The sequence below is a fragment of the Reyranella aquatilis genome (assembly GCF_020880995.1).
GTDB lineage: Bacteria > Pseudomonadota > Alphaproteobacteria > Reyranellales > Reyranellaceae > Reyranella > Reyranella aquatilis.
In genome coordinates this window covers 380,655-400,555 of record NZ_JAJISD010000003.1, presented here as the reverse complement: position 1 = coordinate 400,555, position 19,901 = coordinate 380,655, and the positions used below count along the sequence as shown (strand labels likewise).

Here is a 19,901-nt window from a genome sequence, read left to right as displayed (position 1 = left end):
CGGGATCCATGGCGACGGGGCTGCCAGGCCATGCCGTCGCCATGGCCCGCAACAACATCTGGGCGAACCATCGGCTGCTGACCGCCTGCAAGGCGCTGACACCGGAAGAGTTCGCCGCCCCGCGCACGAGCTTCTTTCCCTCGCTGCGCGCCACGCTCAATCACATCCTCTGGGTCGACCTCTATTACATTGACGCCCTGCATCGCGATCCGACGGTGCTGCGGCGCTATCACGACCCGGTTCCGGATTTCCCCGACGCAGCCTCTCTCTACGACGCGCAGATCGCCAGCGATCGCCGGCTGCTCGCCTTCTGCGAGCGCCAGACCGACGAGAGCCTGGCCGAGGGCCTGTCGCTGCCGCGGCCCAACCGCACGCCACCGCCCTCGAGCGTCATCTCGATCCTCGAACATCTCTTCCAGCACCAGACGCACCATCGCGGCCAGGCACACGCCATGCTGGCCGGCACCCGTGTGAAGCCGCCGCAACTCGACGAGTTCTTCCTCGCGGGCGAACAACACCTCCGGCGCGACGAGCTGCTGGCGCTGGGGCTGGAACCCTCCTGATGCGTCCGCGCTCTTCCTTCGCGGGCGCGGCCATCGAAGTGAGCGACCTTGGCCGCTCGGTCGCCTTCCACCGCCTGTGGCTGCCCATGCTGGGCTTCCACCGTGTCTGGACCAGCCCCGACCGCGTGATGTGGTCGCGTGGCTACGATCATTTCGTGATGCGCCAGGCCAAGGACGGGATCTCCTACGGGCCGGGTGCGCTGTGGCTCGCCGTCTCGGCCGAGAGCCGCGGCCAGGTCGATCAGGTGTTCGCCGAACTGCGCGACGCCGGTGCCGAGATCATCCAGCCACCGCAGGAACTCGACTACCTCGCGCCCGGTTACTACTCGGTGGGCTTCCGCGACCCTGACGGCGTGCCGATCGAGGTCATGCACCGCTGGGAGGACCTGCCCGAGGTCCCCGACGCCGAGCAGGTGCGCGTGCCCGGCCACGGCGTCAGCCTGGGCGGATACTTCTTCAAGCCGGTGGCCGGCCAGCCGCCCTATCCCGCGTTGATCCTGCTGCACGGCTTCGCGGGCCACGCCTACAACATGGTGGGCCTGGCGCGCGCAGCGTCGGCCAACGGCTACGCCGCCCTCTCTTTGTCGCTGCGCGGCTGGCTGGGCTCGGAGGGCGAGAACGACCAGGGGCTGCGCCAGCCCCTCGACGTGCTGGCGGCCATCGACTGGCTGGCCAAGCGACCGCTGGTGGATCGCGACCGAATCGCGCTGGTCGGCGCCTCGATGGGCGGGCAGGTGGCGCTGCTCGCCGCCGCCCACAAGCCGCCGATCCGCGCCGTGGCGGCCTTCTTCGCGCCCACCGATCTGGCACGCTGGCGCGAGGCCAATCCCTACATGCGCGACTATCTCGATGATCTGTGCGGCCCCGAGGGCCTGCCGGTGCGCTCGCCCATCCTGCGCGTGGCGCAGATCGACGCGCCGGTCCTCCTTCTGCACGGCGATCGCGACGAGAACGTGCCGGTCGAACAGTCGCTTGCCATGGCCGAGTCGCTGCGCAATCACGGCAAGGACGCCGAGGCCGTCGTAATCCCCGGCGCCACGCATTACTTCACCGAGCAGCAGAATGCCGCGGCGCGGCGCACGCTGTTCGATTTCCTGCGTCGTCATCTCACCCGGAGCTAACCGTCCATGCGCGTGTCCGAAGCCATCAACTCCCGCCGCTCGATGCGGGTCTTCAAGCCCGATCCGGTGGCCAAGGCCGACATCGAATGGATCATCGAGAACGCCAACCGCTCGGCTTCGAACGGCAACCTGCAGCCCTGGAAGCTCTACGTGACGATGGGCGCGGCGCGTAAGCGGCTGTCCGCCGCGATCCTGAAGGCCATGGACGAGGGCGATAACGGCCCGGGGGCCGAATACAACGTCTACCCGCAGGAATTCACGCCGGTCTACGACGCGCGCCGCAAGCTGGTCGGCAAGCAGCTCTACACCCTGCTCGGCGTGCCGCGCGGCGATGCGGCGGGGATGCTCAAGCAGTTCCGCAAGAACTACGAGTTCTTCGACGCGCCGGTCGGCATGATCCTCTGCGTCGAGAAGCGCATGGGCAACGGCCAGTGGATCGACTGCGGCATCTTCCTCGACCAGCTCATGCTGCTGGCCCGCGAGAAGGGCCTGCATACCTGCCCTCAGGCCGCCTTCAGCCGCTACCAGCATGTCGTGCGGCGCGAGCTCGGCATTCCCGACGACCAGATCGTGATCTGCGGCCTGGCCCTAGGCCATGCCGACCCCGACGTGGTGCCCAACAGCCTGATCACCGAGCGCGCGCCGATCGGGGACTTCACGACCTGGTTCGCCGAATGACGGCCTAAAGTCGAATTGCCGACCCTGCCGGGCGCACGCTAAAAACGCAGGTAATTCAGGGCATAAAGCCGAAGCCGGAGGAAAAGCCATGGCCGATGAGGTGATCGCCGTCAGTTCGGACTGGGCCAAGCGCGCCTATGTCGACGACGCCAAGTACAAGGCCATGTACGAGGCCTCGACCACGGATCCGGCCAAGTTCTGGGAGGAACACGGCAAGCGGATCGACTGGATCAAGCCCTACAGCCCCTCGGCCGTGCGCGACGTCGATTACAACGGCGACGTCCGCATCCGCTGGTTCCACGATGGCGTGCTGAACGTCTCGGCCAACTGCATCGACCGCCACCTCAGCCATCGCGGCGACCAGACGGCCATCATCTGGGAAGGCGACGATCCCTCGAAGTCCAAGAAGATCAGCTACCGCGAGCTGCACGGCGAAGTCTGCCGCATGGCCAACGCGCTGAAGGAACTCGGCGTCAGGAAGGGCGATCGCGTCACCATCTACCTGCCGATGATTCCCGAGGCGGCCTACGCGATGCTGGCGTGCACGCGCATCGGTGCCATCCATTCCGTCGTGTTCGGCGGCTTCTCGCCCGACAGCCTCGCCAACCGGCTGGTCGACTGCGACAGCAACGTCGTGATCACGGCCGACGAAGGCCTGCGTGCCGGCAAGCATGTGCCGCTCAAGGCCAATTGCGACGAGGCGCTGAAGAAGGCGCCCGGCGTGAAGAAGGTGCTGGTCGTGAAGCACACCGGCGGCAAGGTCGGCTGGGAGGCCGGCCGCGACGTGTGGTGGCACGAGATCGCCGCCAAGGTCCCGGCCGACTGCGCACCCGAACCGATGGGTGCCGAGGATCCGCTGTTCATCCTCTACACGTCGGGCTCGACCGGCAAGCCGAAGGGCGTGCTGCATACGACCGGCGGCTACATCGTCTTCGCGTCGATGACCCACCAGTACGTGTTCGACTATCACGACGGCGACGTCTACTGGTGCACGGCCGACGTGGGCTGGGTGACCGGCCACAGCTACATCCTCTATGGACCGCTGGCCAACGGCGCCACGACGCTGATGTTCGAGGGCGTGCCCAACTATCCCGATTCCAGCCGCTTCTGGCAGGTGATCGACAAACACCAGGTGAACATCTTCTACACCGCGCCCACCGCGATCCGCGCCCTGATGCGCGAGGGCGAGGCGCCGGTGAAGAAGGCGTCACGCGCGAGTCTGCGCCTGCTGGGTTCGGTGGGCGAGCCGATCAATCCCGAGGCCTGGCTCTGGTACCATCGCGTGGTGGGCGACAGCCGCTGCCCGATCGTCGACACCTGGTGGCAGACCGAGACCGGCGGCATCCTGATCACGCCGCTGCCCGGCGCCACGGCGCTCAAGCCCGGTTCGGCGACGCGGCCCTTCTTCGGCGTGCAGCCTGTCATGGTCGACGCCGAGGGCAATGAGCTGCAAGGCGCCTGCACCGGCAACCTCTGCCTGGTGAACTCCTGGCCAGGCCAGATGCGCACGGTCTATGGCGACCATCAGCGCTTCATCGATACATACTTCAGAACCTATCCCGGCAAGTACTTCACCGGCGACGGCGCCCGCCGCGACGAGGACGGTTACTACTGGATCACCGGTCGGGTCGACGACGTGATCAACGTCTCCGGACATCGCATCGGCACCGCCGAGGTCGAGAGCGCGCTGGTCGCCAACACCAAGGTGGCCGAGGCCGCCGTCGTCGGCTTCCCGCACGACATCAAGGGCCAGGGCATCTACGCCTACGTCACCCTCAAGGCTGGCGAGCATTCCTCCGAGGAGCTGCGCAAGGAGCTGGTCGCCTGGGTGCGCAAGGAGATCGGCCCGATCGCCACGCCCGACGTGATCCAGTGGGCACCCGGCCTGCCCAAGACGCGCTCGGGCAAGATCATGCGCCGCATCCTGCGCAAGATCGCCGAGAACGATTTCAGCAACCTGGGCGACACGTCCACGCTCGCCGACCCGACGGTCGTCGACGATCTCGTGAAGCACCGCGGCAAGTAAGGACTCCGATGGCCAACCCGACGATCATCCAGCTCGCCGCGGACCTGGCCGCCGGCCGCACCACCTCGCGCAAGCTCACCGAAGAGGCGTTGACGCGCATCGCTGACCCGAAAGGCGAAGGCAGCCGGGCCTTCGTGAAGGTCTGGAAGGACCAGGCGCTGGCCGCCGCCGAGGCGAGCGACGCGCTGCGCAAGGCGGGCCTCGTGCCCTCAGCCCTCGCCGGCATTCCGGTCTCGATCAAGAACCTGTGCGACGTCGCGGGCGAGACGACGCTGTCAGGCTCCAAAGCGCTCGACGATGCAAAGCCCGCGACCGCGGACGCCCCCGTCGTGGCGCGCCTGCGCGCCGCCGGCGCGGTGATCGTCGGCAGCACCAACATGAGCGAGTTCGCCTTCTCGGGCGTCGGCTTCAACCCCCACTACGGCACGCCGGGCAATCCGGCCGACCGGACCCGCGTGCCGGGCGGCTCCTCTGCGGGCGCCGCTGTCTCGGTCGCCGACCGCATGGCCGTTGCAGCGCTGGGAACCGACACTGGCGGCTCGGTGCGCATTCCCGCCGCGGTCTGCGGCGTAGTCGGCTTCAAGCCGACGGCGCGACGCGTGCCGATCGACGGCGTCATTCCACTCTCGACCTCGCTCGATTCGATCGGGCCGCTCGCCAACTCGGTCGAGGATTGCGCCCTGGTCGACGCTGTCTTCGCCGGCGAACTCGGAGACGGGCCCATCTCGGTGCCAGATGCCGCGCCCCTCGCCGGCCTGCGCTTCGCGATCCCGAAGCACTTCGTGATGGACGAGCTCGATGCGACCGTGGCCAAGGCGTTCGAGCGCGCAGCCCAGGCACTGGCGGCCAAGGGTGTGAAGATCGAGCAGATCGACCTCGCCGAGTTGAACGAACTGCCGGTCATCAACGCCAAGGGCGGCTTTGCCGCGTCGGAAGCCTATGCCTGGCACAAGGATCTGATCGCGCGTCGCGGCAAGGACTACGACCCGTTCGTCCATCCGCGCATCATGCGCGGCAAGGACATGACCGCCGCCGACTACATCGAACTGCTGGCCAAGCGCGCCGACCTCTGCCGCCGCGTCTCGGCCATCACGTCGAACTACGACGCGGTGATCATGCCGACTTGCGCCATCGTGGCGCCGACGATCGAAGAGGTCTCGACGCCCGAGGGCTTCACGAAGAAGAACCTGCTGCTGCTGCGCAACACCACGGTGGGCAACTTCCTGGACCGCTGCGGCATCAGCCTGCCCTGCCACGCAAAGGGTGAGCTGCCCGTGGGCTTCATGTTGATGGGCGAGGCCATGGCCGACAGGCGCGTGCTTGCGATGGCACGGTCGGTGGCGCCGGTCGTCGCGGGGCAGTGACACGGCAGCAAAGGTCCTTCGCTGCGCTCAGGATGACAACGTTTCTGCAGCTGCGTACTGTGCCGGCCACAACAACAGTGTCATCCCGAGCGTAGGCGAGGGACCTTTCCTTCCACCTGTCCGCTACTGATACCGCGGATCGTCCGGACGGCGCATCTTCCAGACGTTCTCGACCGTCGTGTATTCGCTGTAGCCCAGCCGCGCGACCGGCTTCATCGACATGATGTCGACGCGGCCTTCCTTCAGGATGCCGTCGTCGATGTGGATGCCCACTACCTGGCCCAGCACGATCGAGCCGCGCTTGGCTTCGTGGCCGGGCTCCTCCGGCAGTTCGATCGTCTTCCAGTACTTGCACTCGAGTGCGACCGGCGATTCCTTGACCCGCGGCGGCTTCACGAAGCGGCAGGGCTCCGGCGTCAGGCCGGCGAGCTTCATCTCGTCGATGCCATAGGCCACCATCGCGGTGGTGATGTTCATCTTCTCGCTCATCTCCGCGGTCACCATGTTGACCACGAACTCGCCGGTTTCCTCGGCGTTCATGCGGCTGTGCTTGGTGGGCGTATCGCCGTAGGTGCCGGTGATGGCGAAATAGACCATCGGGGGAAATTCGCCGACGCCGTTGTAAAAGCTGTAGGGCGCGAGGTTGACCCGGCCCTGTCCGTCGACCGTCGAGATCCAGCCGATCGGCCGCGGCACGATCAGCGCCTTGAGCGGATCCTGCGGCAGTCCATGGTCACGCTTGCTGGCATCGTAGAACATCTGTCGTCCCTCACCCGAATTTCACCGGTGGTGTCTGCACCGTCGGCGCGGCCGCATCAAGCAGCGCCTGCCGCCCGCCCGATCGCGGCGGATAGATGCGCTCGCGGTTGATCAGCTCCTTCGTCCGCTTGGCGGTCGCTCCGCTGGACACGAGCTTGCGGTCCCAGCCCTCGGTGTAGAGCGCCCCCCAGGGACCCAGGTCGAGGATGGTCGTGTACCAGCCGATGGCGAGCGGCAGCTTCGGCTGTCCCAGCAGGTCGCGGACGGCATTGTGGCCGGCGAACCGGCCCATCGGCCGTCCATGCTGGCACGACATCACGCATCCATGCGTGCCGTCGATCAGGAAGGACACGACGTCGCCGGCGGCGAACTCGGCCTGGAGGCCCCGGATCTTCAGCGTCGGATCGACCGGTAGACGGCCGAGCCGGTCGCGCTCGACCGCGAAGGCCGACGTGAGCGGATGGGCCCGCATGCCGGCGCACCACACGACGGTCGCCGCCTCGATGCGTTCGCCACCCTCGAGCATCGCTCCTCCGGCATCGACCGCCGTCACGGAAACGCCGCCCCGCATCTCGACACCCAGCGACCGCAACGCCTCCTCGATGACGGGCATCGCTTCGGCGCCCATGTCCGAACCGATGCGTGGCGCGTGATCAGCCAGGATCACGCGTGGCTTCGTTACACCCGCTACGCGCAGCTTGCCCGGCATCTCGGCCGCGGCTTCGATACCCGTCAGCCCGCCGCCCACCACCAGCACCGTCGACGCGGCCGCGTTCAGATCGGCAATATGACTGTTGAGCCGCATCGCCCCGTCATAGGTATCGACATCGAAGCCATGTTCCGCGAGGCCGGGGATCGGCGGCCGCGCGAGCCGGCTGCCCAGGGCGAAGACGAGGCGGTCGTAGCCGATGCTCCGCGCCACGCCATCGACTGCGTAGTCGACACGCCGGTTCCGAACGTCGATTGCCGTCACCGTTCCCTGGAGTCGATGCACGTCGACCGGCCCTAGCACGTCGTCGAGCGCGACGCGCGTATCCGACAGGTCGACCTCGTAGTTGCGAACCCGGATCGAATGCCATGGCGTGTCGTTCAGCAGCACGATCTCGAGATCGGCGTCGAACACCTCGCGCGCCCGCGCCGCGGCCAGTGCGCTCCACAGGCCGGCGAACCCGCCGCCCAGAACCAGGATGCGTTCCTTCATCACGTCGAGTTGTGCGACGAGCGGTCCGGCTTGTCGAGACGGCCCGCCCGGCCCATGTTCGGCGGCATGTCACGCACCATGAAGGCGCTGCTCGGCATCTGGATCGCGGCCCTCGTCTTCGCCGCCGGCTGGATCGCCTGGGATGCCACCAAGGACGGCAAGCCGTCGATCGGCGGCCCCTTCCAGCTCGTCGACCAGGACGGCCGGCCATTCTCCAGCGACCAGCTCAAGGGCAAGCCGACGCTCATCTACTTCGGCTTCACCTATTGTCCCGACGTCTGCCCGACCTCGCTGCTGCTGATGGAGACGGCAGTCGAGAAGCTGGGACCGGACGCGGCCAAGAAGGTGAACCTCGTGTTCATCACGATCGACCCCGAACGCGACACGCCGGCGCTGCTCAAGGGCTACGTGCCCAACTTCGGGGCGGGCATCATCGGCCTCACCGGCACGCCCAAGCAGATCGCCGACGTGGCCAAGGCCTATCGCGTCTACTACCAGAAGGTGCCGGGGAAGGAGGGCTCACCCTACCTGATGGATCACTCTTCGATCGTGTACCTGCTCGACCGCAACGGCCGCTTCGTCACCCACTTCACCCACGACGCCAAGGCCGAGGCGATCGCCAGCGCCGTGGGGCGGTTGCTCTAAGTCATTGAATTATAACGATTGTTGCGACGCACTATAAGCGTGACATAGGCGGTTCGGAGCGTACAATCCGCGCCCCATGCTCTATCAAGCCTACGAATTCCAGCGCCAGCTCGCCGCCCCCATCCGGATGTGGGCCAGCGCTCTCGAACAGGTCTATTCCAGCCCTTACAATCCGTGGACCGAGACCTGGTTCGGCAAGTCGGTCGCCGCCGGCGCCGAGATCATGACCCGCCTGACCCAGAACTACGGCAAGCCGGCGTTCGGGTTGAAGACCACGCAGGTCGGCGACGAGACGGTCGCGGTCAACGAAGAGATCCTGCTGCGCAAACCGTTCTGCCAGCTCCTGCATTTCCATCGCGACACGACGCGGCGCGACCCGAAGGTGCTGGTCGTGGCGCCGATGAGCGGCCATTACGCCACGCTGCTGCGCGGCACGGTCGAGGCGCTTCTGCCCGACCACGACGTTCACATCACCGACTGGATCGACGCGCGCGAAGTGCCGCTCAGCCAAGGCAACTTCGACCTCGACGACTACATCGACTATGTCGCCGAGTTCTGCCGGTACCTTGGCCCCGACGTCCACGTCATCGCCGTCTGCCAGCCCTCGGTCCCGGTCATGGGCGCCGCCGCGCTGATGGCCGAGGCGAAGGAGCCGCGCCAGCCCAAGTCGATCACCCTGATGGGCGGCCCGATCGACACGCGCGTCAGCCCCACGGTCCCCAACGACCTGGCGATGCGCAACTCGATGATGTGGTTCCGCCAGAATGTCATCTCGACGGTGCCGCTCAACTATCCGGGTGCGCTGCGCCGCGTCTATCCCGGCTTCCTGCAGCTGACCTCGTTCATCAGCATGAACCTCGACCGGCATGTGAACGCGCACATGCGCCAGTTCGAGCATCTGGTGAAGGGCGACGACGAGCCGGCCGGCGCGCATCGCACGTTCTACGACGAGTATCTCGCGGTGATGGATCTCAGCGCCGAGTTCTATCTCCAGACGATCGAGGTCGTGTTCAAGGAACACCTGCTGCCGCGCGGCGAATGGGTGAGCCGGGGCCGCAAGATCGACCCGTCCTTCATCGAGACGGCGCTGATGACGGTCGAGGGCGAGCTCGACGACATTTCCGGCGTCGGCCAGACCAAGGCCGCGCATGCCCTGACGCCGAATATCCCCGGCGCGCGTCACGTGCACTGGGAACAGCCCCGCGTCGGTCACTACGGCATCTTCAACGGTCGCAAGTGGCGCGAACAGATCATGCCGCGCGTGCGCTCGTTCATCCGCGAGAACGACGCCCGCTGACGCAAGCGTACCCGCCGGGCAAGAGGCAACCGGCGGCGCCGTCCGGGCGTTGCCTCCCTCATGGGTATCGAAGAACAGTGGAATAACGCCGCCAACGTGCTGGTGGCCCTGATCACGACCTACGGCCTTCGGGTCGTCGGTGCGATCATCATCCTGTGCGCCGGCTGGATGACGTCGCGTCTGCTCTACACGGCCGTGGTGCGGCTCTGTCAGCAGACCCCTCGCATCGACCGCACTGTGGCGCTCTTTCTCGGCAACGCGGCACGTTACACCGTTCTCGTCTTCACCTTCGTCGCGGTCCTCACGACCTTCGGGATAGCCACAACCAGCTTCGTCGCGGTCCTTGGCGCGCTGGGCATCGCGATCGGCCTGGCCCTGCAGGGAACGCTCAGCAACCTCGCGGCGGGCATCATGCTGGTCGTGTTCCGTCCCTTCCATATCGGCGATCGCGTCGAGACCGGCGGCGTCACGGGCATCGCGCGAGAGATCAACCTGTTCTTCACCGAGATCGACGGCGACGACAATACACGCGTCATCATCCCCAACGGCAAACTGTGGGGCGAGATCGTGAAAGTGCCGACCCGCAACGACACGGCGCGTCTGGAATTCCGCGTGCCCCGTCCCGCCAACGAGGATGTCGGCACCGCGATCTCGCGGCTGCGCGGCCTGATCGAGGGAGACCAGCGGGTACTGAATGTCGGCGCCATCGGCATCGATTCCCTGGAGGCGGACAAGTACACTCTCGCTGCACAGGTCTGGGTGCCGCGCGACGCCGCAACGCCCTTCAAGTTCGACCTCAATCGTAGCATCAAGGAAGAGTTCGACCGCAAGCCGCCCGCCGCGGTGGAGCGCCGCGCCGGATAGGGCTAACCTCGCTCCTCATGAGCGCCTTGCCCGTCGAAATCTCCGAGTGGAAGCCCGCGCCCTTCGACCTGAAGGGCGAGACAGTGTTCGCGATCGGCGACGTGCATGGCTGCGCCGCCGAGCTCGGGGCGTTGCGGGCCACGATCACGAGGCTCGCAGGCGAGGCAGAGGGCCGGCGCCGGCTGATCTACCTGGGCGACATGATCAATCGAGGGCCCGACAGTATCGGCGTACTCGAACAATGGGCCGGCAGCGAGGAGGCCCACGGCGTCGATCATGTCGACCGCCTGATGGGCAACCACGAGATCATGATGATGCTGACCGTCGTCGGCGGGCCGCACGCGCACAAGGCCGAGACGATGTGGCTGTCCAAGCGCATGGGCGGCCACATCCTGCTCGATCAGATGGCGGCCCGCGCTGGCCGTCCGGCGACGCATGCCGATCAGGGCCTGCTGCACGACGCCCTGGGCGAGGCAGTGGTGCACCGGCTGCAGGGCATGCGCTCGCACGTGCGGCTGGGCAACACGGTGTTCGTGCACGGCGGCCTCGACCCGCACGCCGAGGAGGATGAGTTCCTGGCCCGCCCCTGGCTGATCTTCACCGAGGCGCGCTGGGCGTGGATCAACCACGGTTTCCTCGACTGGAAGAAGGGGTTCGGCGGCACGCTGGTGGTCCATGGCCATACGCCGCCCGACAAGCACAAGGCGATCAGCGGCATGGACGACACGCACCTCTTCGAGGGCGATCGCCTGTGCCTCGATGGCGGCAGCGCCCGCACCGGCATCGTCGCCGGGGCGGAAATCCAGCACGGGCGTTACCGCATTCTGAAAGCCGGCGTTCCCTTCGAGAATCCTGTCTCGTCCGACGCCGAATAGGCGACAATTTTTGGGGCGAACCTGTCGGCAGGCGCCCCGTTCGCTCGTCCTGGGTAACAGAGGGACCGGAGACCCATGCTCTACGCCATTCTTTGCTACAATTCCGAGGAAGCCGTCGGCGCCTGGTCCAAGGACCATCACGACCAGACGATGCAGCGACTCTATGCCGTCAACGACAAGCTCGCCCGGCAGGGCCGGCTGGGTCCCGTGGCGCGGCTGCTGCCGACCACGGCCGCCACGACCCTGCGCAAAGGGCGCGAGGAGATGGTGATCGACGGGCCTTTCGCCGAGACCAAGGAGCAGCTCCTCGGCTTCTACGTCATCGACTGCGCCTCGCTGGAGGAAGCCATCCACACGGCCAAGGAGCTGGCAAAGGCCAATCCCGGCACCGGCAGCTACGAGATCCGACCGGTGGCCGAGTTCCATCCCAGCCAGTTGCCTGACGAACGGGGCCACGCGAAGAAGCCAGCCGCATGAACGATCTCGGCTGGATCGATCCGGTCCTCGGCGCGGCGCGACCCCAGGTGATGGGCGCGCTGCTCCGCTACTTCCGGAATCTCGATACGGCCGAGGAAGCCTTCCAGGAGGCCTGCCTGCGGGCACTGAAGAACTGGCCGCAGAACGGCCCGCCGCGCGATCCGGCCGCGTGGCTGATCCTGGTCGGCCGCAACGCCGCAATGGATCAGGTGCGCCGACAGTCGCGCATGACCGAGCTGCCGGACGAAACGGTGCTTTCGAACCTCGACGATGCCGAGGCATCACTGGCCGACCGGCTGGACGGCGAACACTACAAGGATGATATCCTCCGGCTGCTGTTCGTATGCTGCCATCCCGATCTGCCGGCCACGCAGCAGATCGCCCTGGCGCTGCGCATCGTCTGCGGCCTGTCGGTGAAACGGATCGCGCAGGCGTTCCTCGTCGGCGAGGCCGCCATGGAGCAGCGCATTACGCGCGCCAAGGCCCGCATCGGCGCTGCCGGTGTCCCCTTCGAGACGCCGGGTGCACCCGAGCGGGCGGAGCGCCTCGCCGCCGTCGCCGCGATGATCTACCTGCTGTTCAACGAGGGCTACTCGTCCAGCAGCAGTCGCGAGGCCGAGGCCCGCACGCCGCTGGCCGAGGAAGCGATCTGGCTTGCGCGCCTGCTGCTGCGCCTGTTCCCCGCCGAGCCCGAGATCATGGGCCTCACGGCGCTCATGTTGCTGCAGCGTTCGCGGGCAGAGGCCCGGTTCGACCGAGACGGCAACCTTGTCCTCCTGGAGGACCAGGATCGCAGCCTTTGGAGCCAGCCGCGCATCGCCGAGGGGCTGGCCCTGATCGACAAGGCCATGCGGCATCGCCGGCCCGGCCCCTACCAGATCCAGGCGGCGATCGCCGCGCTGCATGCGCGGGCCCGGCACGCCGAAGACACGGACTGGGCCCAGATCGACCTGCTCTACGCCAATCTGGAACGCCTCCAACCCTCGCCGGTGGTGACGCTCAACCGCGCCGTGGCGGTCTCCAAGGTCAAGGGGCCGCAGGCCGCGCTGGACATGATCGAGCCGCTCGGCGAGCGGCTGCGGGGCTATTTCTACTTCCACGGCGTGAAGGGTGCGCTGCTCGAGCAGCTCGAGCGGCCGGACGAAGCCCGCAAGGCATTCGGCCAGGCGATCGCCCTTGCCAACACGCCAGCCGAGGCCGCGCACATACGGCAGCATCTCGACCGCCTGTCCGCCAATTGAAGAAAATCGCGACGGGTGATGTCGGCATCGGGGCAGGCCGGTCGTCCTCCGAACACAACATCAGCCAAGGAGACCGTCATGAATGCACCCCAGCAGCCGCCCGTCCTCGGCGGGCCCTGCCCCTACCTCTCGGTCAGCAATGCCGGCAAGGCCGCGGACTTCTACGTCACGGCTTTCGGCGCGGAGGAAGTCGCGCGCATGCCGCCCGACGACAAGGGCCGCTACATGCACATCCATCTCGTCATCAACGGCGGTTCGCTGATGCTGGCCGATGCCTTTCCCGAGCATGGCGCGCCGCTGGAGAAGCCGGCCGGCTTCATGCTCCATCTCCAGGTCGAGGACGTCGATGCCGCTTTCGGCAAGGCGGTAAAGGCCGGCGCCACGGTGAAGATGCCGGTGCAGGACATGTTCTGGGGCGACCGCTACGGCCAGCTGGTCGATCCGTTCGGAGTGATGTGGACGATGGGCGCACCGATCAAGGCCGCCTGACCATGGTCTCGACTCCGGCCCTCTGGACGGGCCGCGTCATGAGCGGCCTTGCCGTCCTGTTCCTGCTCTTCGATGGGGGGATCAAGCTGGTACCGCTTGAGATCGTAATCACAACGTCGAAGGAAATGGGACTCCCCGCGACCGAGGCCTTTGCCCGTTTCCTCGGCGTCGTGACGCTGGTCTGCACCGCCCTTTACGCGTGGCCCCGCACCGCCCTGCTGGGCGCGGTCGTGTTGACCGGCCTGTTCGGCGGCGCGATCGCCACCCACCTGAAACTCCACAGTCCGTTGTTCAGCCATACGCTGTTCGGCCTCTATCTCGGCATCCTGGTATGGGGCGGCTTGTGGCTGCGCGACCCGCGCGTGCGGCAGGTGATGCCGTTCCTCGCCTGAGTGCCGTCAGCCGAGCAGGCCCTGGATTTGCTCGGCGAGCTGCATCTGCTGATAGGGCTTGTTGAGCCGGGGCAGCTCGAAGCGGCTCTTCGTGGGCAGATCGGCATAGCCCGTGGCGAGCAGGATCGGCAGACCCGGGCGGAGCGCGCGTGCTTCCTCGGCCAGTTGCAGGCCGGTCATCCCCGGCATCGCGTAGTCGGTGATCATCATGTCGATCGGCTCGCCGGTACGCAGCACTTCGAGAGCCTCCGCGCCGGAAGAGGCGGTCACGACAGTATGGCCGAGGTCCTCCAGCAGCGATGTTGTGCTGAGGCTGATCAGGAAATCGTCGTCCACGAACAGGAGTCGGGCGGCCTTCCTGGCTTCCGATGCGGCGTCCGCACCCGGTTGAGGCAGCACTTCGGCCGCGCCTTCAGCAACCGGCAGCCACAGCTCGGCCCGCGTCCCGCGGCCCGGCGTGCTGTAAAGCCGCAGGGTCCCCTTGAGCTGCTGCGCCAGCCCGTGGATCATCGACAGGCCGAGTCCCGTTCCCTTGCCGACGTCCTTGGTCGAGAAGAAGGGTTCGATCGCCTTGCGCAGCGTCTCGGCGTCCATGCCAGAGCCAGTATCCGCCACGATGACTCTCACATAGCGCCCGGCTGCGAGATCCCGCGCCGCGCCGGTTTCGGCCACATCGAGCGAGAGCGTCACGGTGCCGCCCTCCGGCATGGCATCGCGACTGTTGACCACGAGATTGAGCAGGGCGAGTTCGAGCTGGTTGGCATCGACATGGGCCGGAGGTATTCCGCGAGGAAGATCCTGCAGCATGGTGACCGACGGTCCGAGCGACCGACGCAGCAGATCGTCCATGCCACGGATGAGGCCAGCGAGGTCGACCGGGCGGACATCGAGCGCCTGGTGCCGCGCAAAGGCCAGCAGCCGCTGCGTCAGCGCCGCGCCCCGCTGCGCACCCTGCATGGCGCCGTCGATCAGACGGTCGCTTGCCGGATGGGAGGGCACCCGCTTGCGCAGGAGTTCGAGGTTGCCGATCACCGCCGTCAGCAGGTTGTTGAAATCGTGCGCGACACCACCCGTCAGCTGGCCGATCGATTCCAGCTTCTGCATCTGGCGGAGCTGCGCCTCGGTGCGCTCGCGCTCGGCGATCTGCGCCACCAGCTCGTCGTGCGCGCTGCGCAGCTGCGCCGTCCGTTCCTGGACACGTTTCTCGAGCTGCTCGTTCAGGTCCTGAAGCGTCTCCTCGGCCAGTTTGCGCGTCGTGATGTCCGAAGCGAGGCCCACGAAGCGCCGCGGGGCGCCGCGCGCGTCGCGGACGAGCCGCGCGCGCACATCGAGCCAGACGATCCTGTCGTCGGGCCGGCGGAACCGGACATCGGCAGCGAAGTCCCGACCGGAAGCCACGCTATGGCCGAGCGCCTTGCGTACGCTTGCGTGGTCATCGACCAGCATCCCCCGCATCAGCCAGTCGAGTCCGACATCCTCCATGAGGGGAAGGCCGAGGATCGTCTTGCCCTCCGCGGCGACCGTCAGGCGCGAGCTCGGGAAGTCGAATTCCCAGGCGGCCAGCCGGCCCGCATGCAGGGCCGTGCGCAGGCGCTGGTCGCTCTCCCAGAGGTTGGCGAGCAGGCGGCGCGTATCGTGCTGTCGCCGTCTTCCCTTGACCGCGGCGCGCGCCACGCTGAGCAGAGTCGTCGGATGGAAGGGGCGCTCGATGAACGAGACGTTCCCCAGCGTTTCCAGCCAGCGCGATGCAATCGGATTGCGCTCCGGGCCACCGCCGTGATCGGTCACCAGGAGGAAGGGCATATCCGACCAGGGCGGTTGTTTCCCGAGCCAGTCGGACAGCGGCCTGAGATCGGCGCCGCGGATCGCCTCCTCGGTGATCAGCAGGAAGGCGACATCGTCGTCGAGGACATCGACCACCGCCGAAAGACTGGAACAGGGGACGCACTCCACGCCCGTCTGGCGGATGAGCGCGCACGCGACCGCGGCGTCGCGCCCCCGCGGCGCCAGGACGAGCGCCCTCAGGGATCGATCGGGCCACTCGCTCGTCATCAGCGGGACGTCGGTCGAACGGGTGCGCGATCGCCGGGGAGGGACGGCGTGCCGCGCAGGACGCCGCGGAAGGCCGTCAGGGGCTCGCCAATATGAAGACCGCCGTCGATCCAGAATTCCCGAATCGTCTCCTCATGCTTTCCACCCCGCTTCTTGATGACGGACAAGGCCCGCCTGACGGCGCCGTCGGCCTCGAAGTAGCGTAGCAGGATGACGGCATCGGCGAGGTATGTGAGGTCCAGCGGCGATCTCATGTCACCGACGATGCCCTGTTGGGCCACAGTGAGGAATGTCGAGACTCCGGTGCGGTTCAGGTACTGAATGAGCTCGTGCATATGGAGAATGAGCGAGTTCTCCTCGGGCATCGCCGCCTGATAGCCGTTGAGACTGTCGATCAGGATCGTCTTGACGGCCGGATCGTCGGCGGCCCGTCGCACGTCGTGGGCGAACTCGCCCGGCGAGAGCTCCGCGGCGTCGAGTTGCGTGATCGTGAGCTGGCCCGTCGCCTGCATCGCGGCGAAGTCGAAGCCGAGCGGTCGGGCTCTGTCGAACAGCAGGCCGATTTCCTCGTCGAAGACGAACATCGCGGCCTTGTCACCCTTGCGGACGGCCTCGGCCACGAACTGCCAGGCCAGCGTCGTCTTGCCCGACCCGGCTGGCCCGACCAGCAGGGTGCTCGACCCCTGCTCGATGCCGCCCCCCAGAAGGCTGTCGAGCGCCGGAATGCCGGTCCCGATCCGCGCACGCTCGAAATCCCGACGATATTCGGCCGCGACCAGTCGCGGGAACACCCGTGCGCCATCCGCCCGGATGACGAAATCATGGTAGCCGCCGCGGAATCCCTGCGCCCGATACTTGACGATTCGAAGGCGACGCCGCTCGGCGCCATAACCCGGCGTCAGCTCCTCGAGCCGGATGACGCCATGCGCGACACTGTGAACCGTCTTGTCGTGCACGTCGGTCGTCAGGTCGTCGAGCATCAGCACAGTCGCGCCGTGCCGGGCGAAATAGTGCTTGAGCGCAAGGATCTGCCGCCGGTACCGCAGCGAGCTTTGGGCCAGCAGGCGGATCTCCGACAGCGAATCGAGCACCACGCGTTGAGCCCTGCTGCGCTCGACGGCCTGGAAGATCAGCTTCACCGTCTCGCCGAGTTCCAGATCGGATGAATAGAGCAGGCTCTGCTGCTGGTCGGCATCGAGCAGACTCTCCGGCGGCACGACTTCGAAGACCTCGGTCTTGTCGTCGAGCGACCAGCCATGTGCCTCGGCCGTGAACCTGAGCTCCGCCTCCGTCTCCGACAACGTGACGTAAAGCCCGCGCTGGCCCGCCCGCGCGCCCTCGACAAGAAAGCGCAGCGCCACCGTGGTCTTGCCCGTCCCCGGACTGCCTTCGAGCAGGAAGACGCGCCCCGATGCCAGCCCGCCCAGGAGAATATCGTCGAGGCCCGGAACTCCGGTGCGATCCTTCGATTTTCCCATCTCGGCGTTCATGATCCCTCTCCGATCGATGCCTGCCCGCAAATGGACGAAACGGCCCGGCCCGGGGTCGTTGGGAGGCCCCGCCTAGAACGAGAAACCGATGGGAGAAGTTCCTCGAAACGGCGCGGTCAGGGCCGGCGCGGCTGGATGATGGCGAGGAACTCGGCGCCGTAGCGCTCGAGCTTGGCGTCGCCGATTCCGTGAATTTCACGCATGGCCGCCGGAGTCGTGGGACGGTGGGTGGCCAACTCGACGAGCGTGCGGTCGGAAAAAACGACATAGGCCGGAACGTTCTGCGCCCGCGCCAGGTGAGTGCGCAGGGAGCGCAGGGCGTCCAGCAACTCGGTGTCGGCGTCGCCGACGATCGGCACGGTCGTCGCCCGCCGGTCACGGCGCCCGCCCTTGGCCGACGGCGACGCGACGAGCTTGCGAAGTTCGACCTTCTGCGCGCCTTTCAGAACCTTCCATCCTTCGTCAGTGACCGACCAGCGACCGTGCTCCATCAGGTCCTGGGCGATCAGGCCGACCGCCGAGAGCTGGCGAAAGATCGAGCGCCAGTCCGTCGCCTTGCGGTCCTTGCCCACGCCGAAGGTCGGCAGTCGGTCGTGGTTGAACTTCGCGACGTTGTCGGTGAGGTCGCCCGTGAGGATGGCGATGAGGTGTTCCATGCCGAAGCGTTCGCCAGTGCGGACGATCGCCGACATCGCCTTCTGCGCGTCGATGGTCGCGTCGAACAGCTCGACGCCTTCCTGACAGAGATCGCAGTTGCCGCAGGGCTCCGAGGACTCGCCAAAATAGGCAAGCAGCGTCTGGCGGCGGCAACGCGGCGCTTCGGCCAGCGCGAGGAGAGCCCCCAGCCGCTGTCGTTCGATGCGCTTGCGTTCGTCGGACGATTCGCCCTGCTCGATCTGCAGGCGGCGAAGCTGCATGTCGCCGAGGCCATAGAGCGTCAGCGTGTCGGCCGGAAGGCCGTCGCGTCCCGCACGCCCGATCTCCTGGTAGTAGGCCTCGACGTTCGAGGGCAGGTCGGCGTGGCAGACGAAGCGCACGTCGGGCTTGTCGATGCCCATGCCGAAGGCCACGGTCGCGGTCATCACGAGGCCGTCTTCCTGCTGAAAGGCATCCTGGTTGGCATCGCGCACCGCCTTTTCGAGGCCGGCATGATAGGGCCGCGCGTTGACGCCCGCGTCCTTAAGCGCCTCGGCCATCTCCTCGACCTTGCGGCGCGAGGCGCAATAGACGATGCCGCTCTCGCCCTTGTGCGACTGCACGAAGGACAGGACCTGGCGCGTGGAGCGTTCCTTGGGCTTGAAGGCGAGCCGGAGGTTGGGCCGGTCGAAGCTGCGCACGAAGACGCGCGGCGGCGCGACAAACAGCTTCTCGACGATGTCACCCCGGGTCGGCGCGTCCGCCGTCGCGGTGAAGGCCAGGGTCTGCAGGCGCCCGCCGATCTGGCGCGCGAGACTGCCCAGCGTCAGATACTCGGGCCGGAAATCGTGGCCCCATTGCGAGACGCAGTGCGCCTCGTCGATCGCCATCATCGACACGCCGGCGTCTGCCAGCATCTCGACCGTGTCGAGTCTCGCCAGCCGTTCCGGCGCTACGTAGAGCAGCCGCAGTTCGCCCCGCCGCAACAGCCCCATGACACGCGTGTTCTCGGAGGGCTCGTTGCTGGAGTTCAGGCTGCCGGCCGCGACGCCGGCCGCCGTCAGCGCCTGCACCTGGTCGCGCATCAGGGCAATCAGCGGAGAGACCACGAGGGTCAGGCCCGGACGCACAAGGGCCGGAAGCTGGAAGCAGAGTGACTTGCCGCTGCCGGTGGGCATCACGGCCAAGACGTTCTCGCCGTCCAGAACGGCGCGCACGATCTCCTCCTGCCCCGGCCGGAAGGCGTTGAATCCAAAGACGGAATGCAGAAGCGCGCGAGCGCTCGAGAGGGCGTCATCCATTATTGCCCGCAAACTACCCTCGCCCGCCACCTTGCGACCATGTGGAACGCCGTCGCTGGGGGACGAACGGTCTTTTGGTTCCGTATTGGAAAATGACCGTTCGAAGGCGGAACCCGCATCCTTCGTGCTCGTTCTCCGACCAACGAATAAAAGGATACGAATGCTGGGACTTAGCCTCGCCCTGATCCTGGCGACCGCGGGCGTAGTGGCCTTTCCGTGCTGGCGGTACAGCGCGGCCTGGGGCTATGGCCCCAGTGCCCTCGCGGGAGGGCTTCTGTTGCTCGTCGCCGTCCTGACGATCGGCGATCGTGCCGGACCTCATCCGCAGTTCGCGTCGCCGGAGCGAATCCTGGCGCCCCGTATTCCGTCGGTGGTCGCAAAGGTCGAGTTGTAGGCGCGATCGATCGTACTTTCCGTGGGAAAGCGCGTA

19 protein-coding genes are annotated in these 19,901 nt (G+C 66.9%); 14 read left to right on the top strand and 5 right to left on the bottom strand.

Features of this window, described 5'->3' with window-relative positions; all coding sequences use genetic code 11:
- Nucleotides 1-8: 8 nt before the first annotated feature.
- From LJ725_RS10055 to LJ725_RS10035, 5 genes are all read left to right on the top strand, one after another.
- Nucleotides 9-563 (top strand): DinB family protein, encoded by a 555-nt coding sequence (locus LJ725_RS10055; RefSeq protein WP_230550522.1) that lies wholly within the window; start codon nt 9-11, stop codon nt 561-563.
- Nucleotides 563-1,684: an alpha/beta fold hydrolase gene (locus tag LJ725_RS10050; RefSeq protein WP_230550521.1), complete on the top strand. Its 1,122-nt coding sequence runs from the start codon at nt 563-565 to the stop codon at nt 1,682-1,684. The genes LJ725_RS10055 and LJ725_RS10050 overlap by 1 nt, the downstream gene beginning before the upstream one ends.
- Nucleotides 1,685-1,690: 6 nt before the next feature.
- Nucleotides 1,691-2,362, top strand: coding sequence for a nitroreductase (locus LJ725_RS10045; protein ID WP_230550520.1), 672 nt, complete (start codon nt 1,691-1,693; stop codon nt 2,360-2,362).
- An 88-nt stretch (nt 2,363-2,450) separates the two neighbouring features.
- The gene (gene acs, locus LJ725_RS10040; protein WP_230550519.1) at nt 2,451-4,388 is read left to right on the top strand and encodes an acetate--CoA ligase; all 1,938 of its coding nucleotides are present in this window, start codon (nt 2,451-2,453) and stop codon (nt 4,386-4,388) included.
- A gap of 8 nt (nt 4,389-4,396) precedes the next feature.
- Nucleotides 4,397-5,752 carry an amidase gene (locus LJ725_RS10035; RefSeq protein WP_230550518.1) on the top strand — a complete coding sequence of 452 codons (1,356 nt, stop codon included), beginning with the start codon at nt 4,397-4,399 and terminating at the stop codon, nt 5,750-5,752.
- Between the two features lie 123 nt (nt 5,753-5,875).
- On the opposite strand, the gene LJ725_RS10030 is transcribed toward LJ725_RS10035, so the two are convergent.
- Both LJ725_RS10030 and LJ725_RS10025 read right to left on the bottom strand, forming a co-directional pair.
- Nucleotides 5,876-6,511, bottom strand: a complete 636-nt coding sequence (locus LJ725_RS10030; protein WP_230550517.1) for a flavin reductase family protein — start codon at nt 6,509-6,511, stop codon at nt 5,876-5,878.
- Between the two features lie 10 nt (nt 6,512-6,521).
- On the bottom strand, nt 6,522-7,712 hold the full coding sequence (locus LJ725_RS10025; RefSeq protein ID WP_230550516.1) for an NAD(P)/FAD-dependent oxidoreductase: 1,191 nt from the start codon (nt 7,710-7,712) through the stop codon (nt 6,522-6,524).
- 30 nt (nt 7,713-7,742) lie between these two features.
- On the opposite strand from LJ725_RS10025, the gene LJ725_RS10020 reads away from it, so the two are divergent.
- The 8 genes from LJ725_RS10020 (at nt 7,743) to LJ725_RS09985 (ending at nt 13,992) form a co-directional block, all read left to right on the top strand.
- The gene (locus LJ725_RS10020; RefSeq protein ID WP_230550515.1) at nt 7,743-8,357 is read left to right on the top strand and encodes an SCO family protein; all 615 of its coding nucleotides are present in this window, start codon (nt 7,743-7,745) and stop codon (nt 8,355-8,357) included.
- Nucleotides 8,358-8,433: 76 nt separating this feature from the next.
- Complete coding sequence (locus LJ725_RS10015) at nt 8,434-9,654, top strand: polyhydroxyalkanoate depolymerase (RefSeq protein WP_230550514.1); 1,221 nt, start codon at nt 8,434-8,436, stop codon at nt 9,652-9,654.
- Nucleotides 9,655-9,714: 60 nt separating this feature from the next.
- A complete protein-coding gene (locus LJ725_RS10010; protein ID WP_230550513.1) occupies nt 9,715-10,518 on the top strand; it encodes a mechanosensitive ion channel family protein in 804 nt (267 codons plus the stop codon).
- 17 nt (nt 10,519-10,535) lie between these two features.
- Nucleotides 10,536-11,393, top strand: a complete 858-nt coding sequence (locus LJ725_RS10005) for a metallophosphoesterase (RefSeq protein WP_230550512.1) — start codon at nt 10,536-10,538, stop codon at nt 11,391-11,393.
- Nucleotides 11,394-11,468: 75 nt separating this feature from the next.
- On the top strand, nt 11,469-11,870 hold the full coding sequence (locus LJ725_RS10000; RefSeq protein WP_230550511.1) for a YciI family protein: 402 nt from the start codon (nt 11,469-11,471) through the stop codon (nt 11,868-11,870).
- On the top strand, nt 11,867-13,111 hold the full coding sequence (locus LJ725_RS09995; protein ID WP_230550510.1) for an RNA polymerase sigma factor: 1,245 nt from the start codon (nt 11,867-11,869) through the stop codon (nt 13,109-13,111). Before LJ725_RS10000 ends, LJ725_RS09995 begins: the two co-directional genes overlap by 4 nt.
- Before the next feature lie 78 nt (nt 13,112-13,189).
- Entirely contained in the window at nt 13,190-13,600 is a 411-nt protein-coding gene (locus tag LJ725_RS09990) for a VOC family protein (RefSeq protein WP_230550509.1), read from the top strand.
- A 2-nt stretch (nt 13,601-13,602) separates the two neighbouring features.
- Nucleotides 13,603-13,992, top strand: a complete 390-nt coding sequence (locus tag LJ725_RS09985) for a DoxX family protein (RefSeq protein WP_230550508.1) — start codon at nt 13,603-13,605, stop codon at nt 13,990-13,992.
- A gap of 6 nt (nt 13,993-13,998) precedes the next feature.
- Here LJ725_RS09985 and LJ725_RS09980 read toward each other — a convergent pair whose 3' ends face one another.
- The 3 genes from LJ725_RS09980 to recQ form a co-directional block, all read right to left on the bottom strand.
- Nucleotides 13,999-16,044 carry a hybrid sensor histidine kinase/response regulator gene (locus LJ725_RS09980; RefSeq protein WP_230550507.1) on the bottom strand — a complete coding sequence of 682 codons (2,046 nt, stop codon included), beginning with the start codon at nt 16,042-16,044 and terminating at the stop codon, nt 13,999-14,001.
- The gene (locus LJ725_RS09975; RefSeq protein ID WP_230550506.1) at nt 16,044-17,534 is read right to left on the bottom strand and encodes an ATPase domain-containing protein; all 1,491 of its coding nucleotides are present in this window, start codon (nt 17,532-17,534) and stop codon (nt 16,044-16,046) included. The genes LJ725_RS09980 and LJ725_RS09975 overlap by 1 nt, the downstream gene beginning before the upstream one ends.
- Nucleotides 17,535-17,650: 116 nt before the next feature.
- Nucleotides 17,651-19,471 carry a DNA helicase RecQ gene (gene recQ / locus LJ725_RS09970; protein WP_230550505.1) on the bottom strand — a complete coding sequence of 607 codons (1,821 nt, stop codon included), beginning with the start codon at nt 19,469-19,471 and terminating at the stop codon, nt 17,651-17,653.
- A 160-nt stretch (nt 19,472-19,631) separates the two neighbouring features.
- On the opposite strand from recQ, the gene LJ725_RS09965 reads away from it, so the two are divergent.
- Nucleotides 19,632-19,865 carry a DUF3309 family protein gene (locus LJ725_RS09965; protein WP_230550504.1) on the top strand — a complete coding sequence of 78 codons (234 nt, stop codon included), beginning with the start codon at nt 19,632-19,634 and terminating at the stop codon, nt 19,863-19,865.
- The last annotated feature ends 36 nt before the right edge of the window (nt 19,866-19,901 follow it).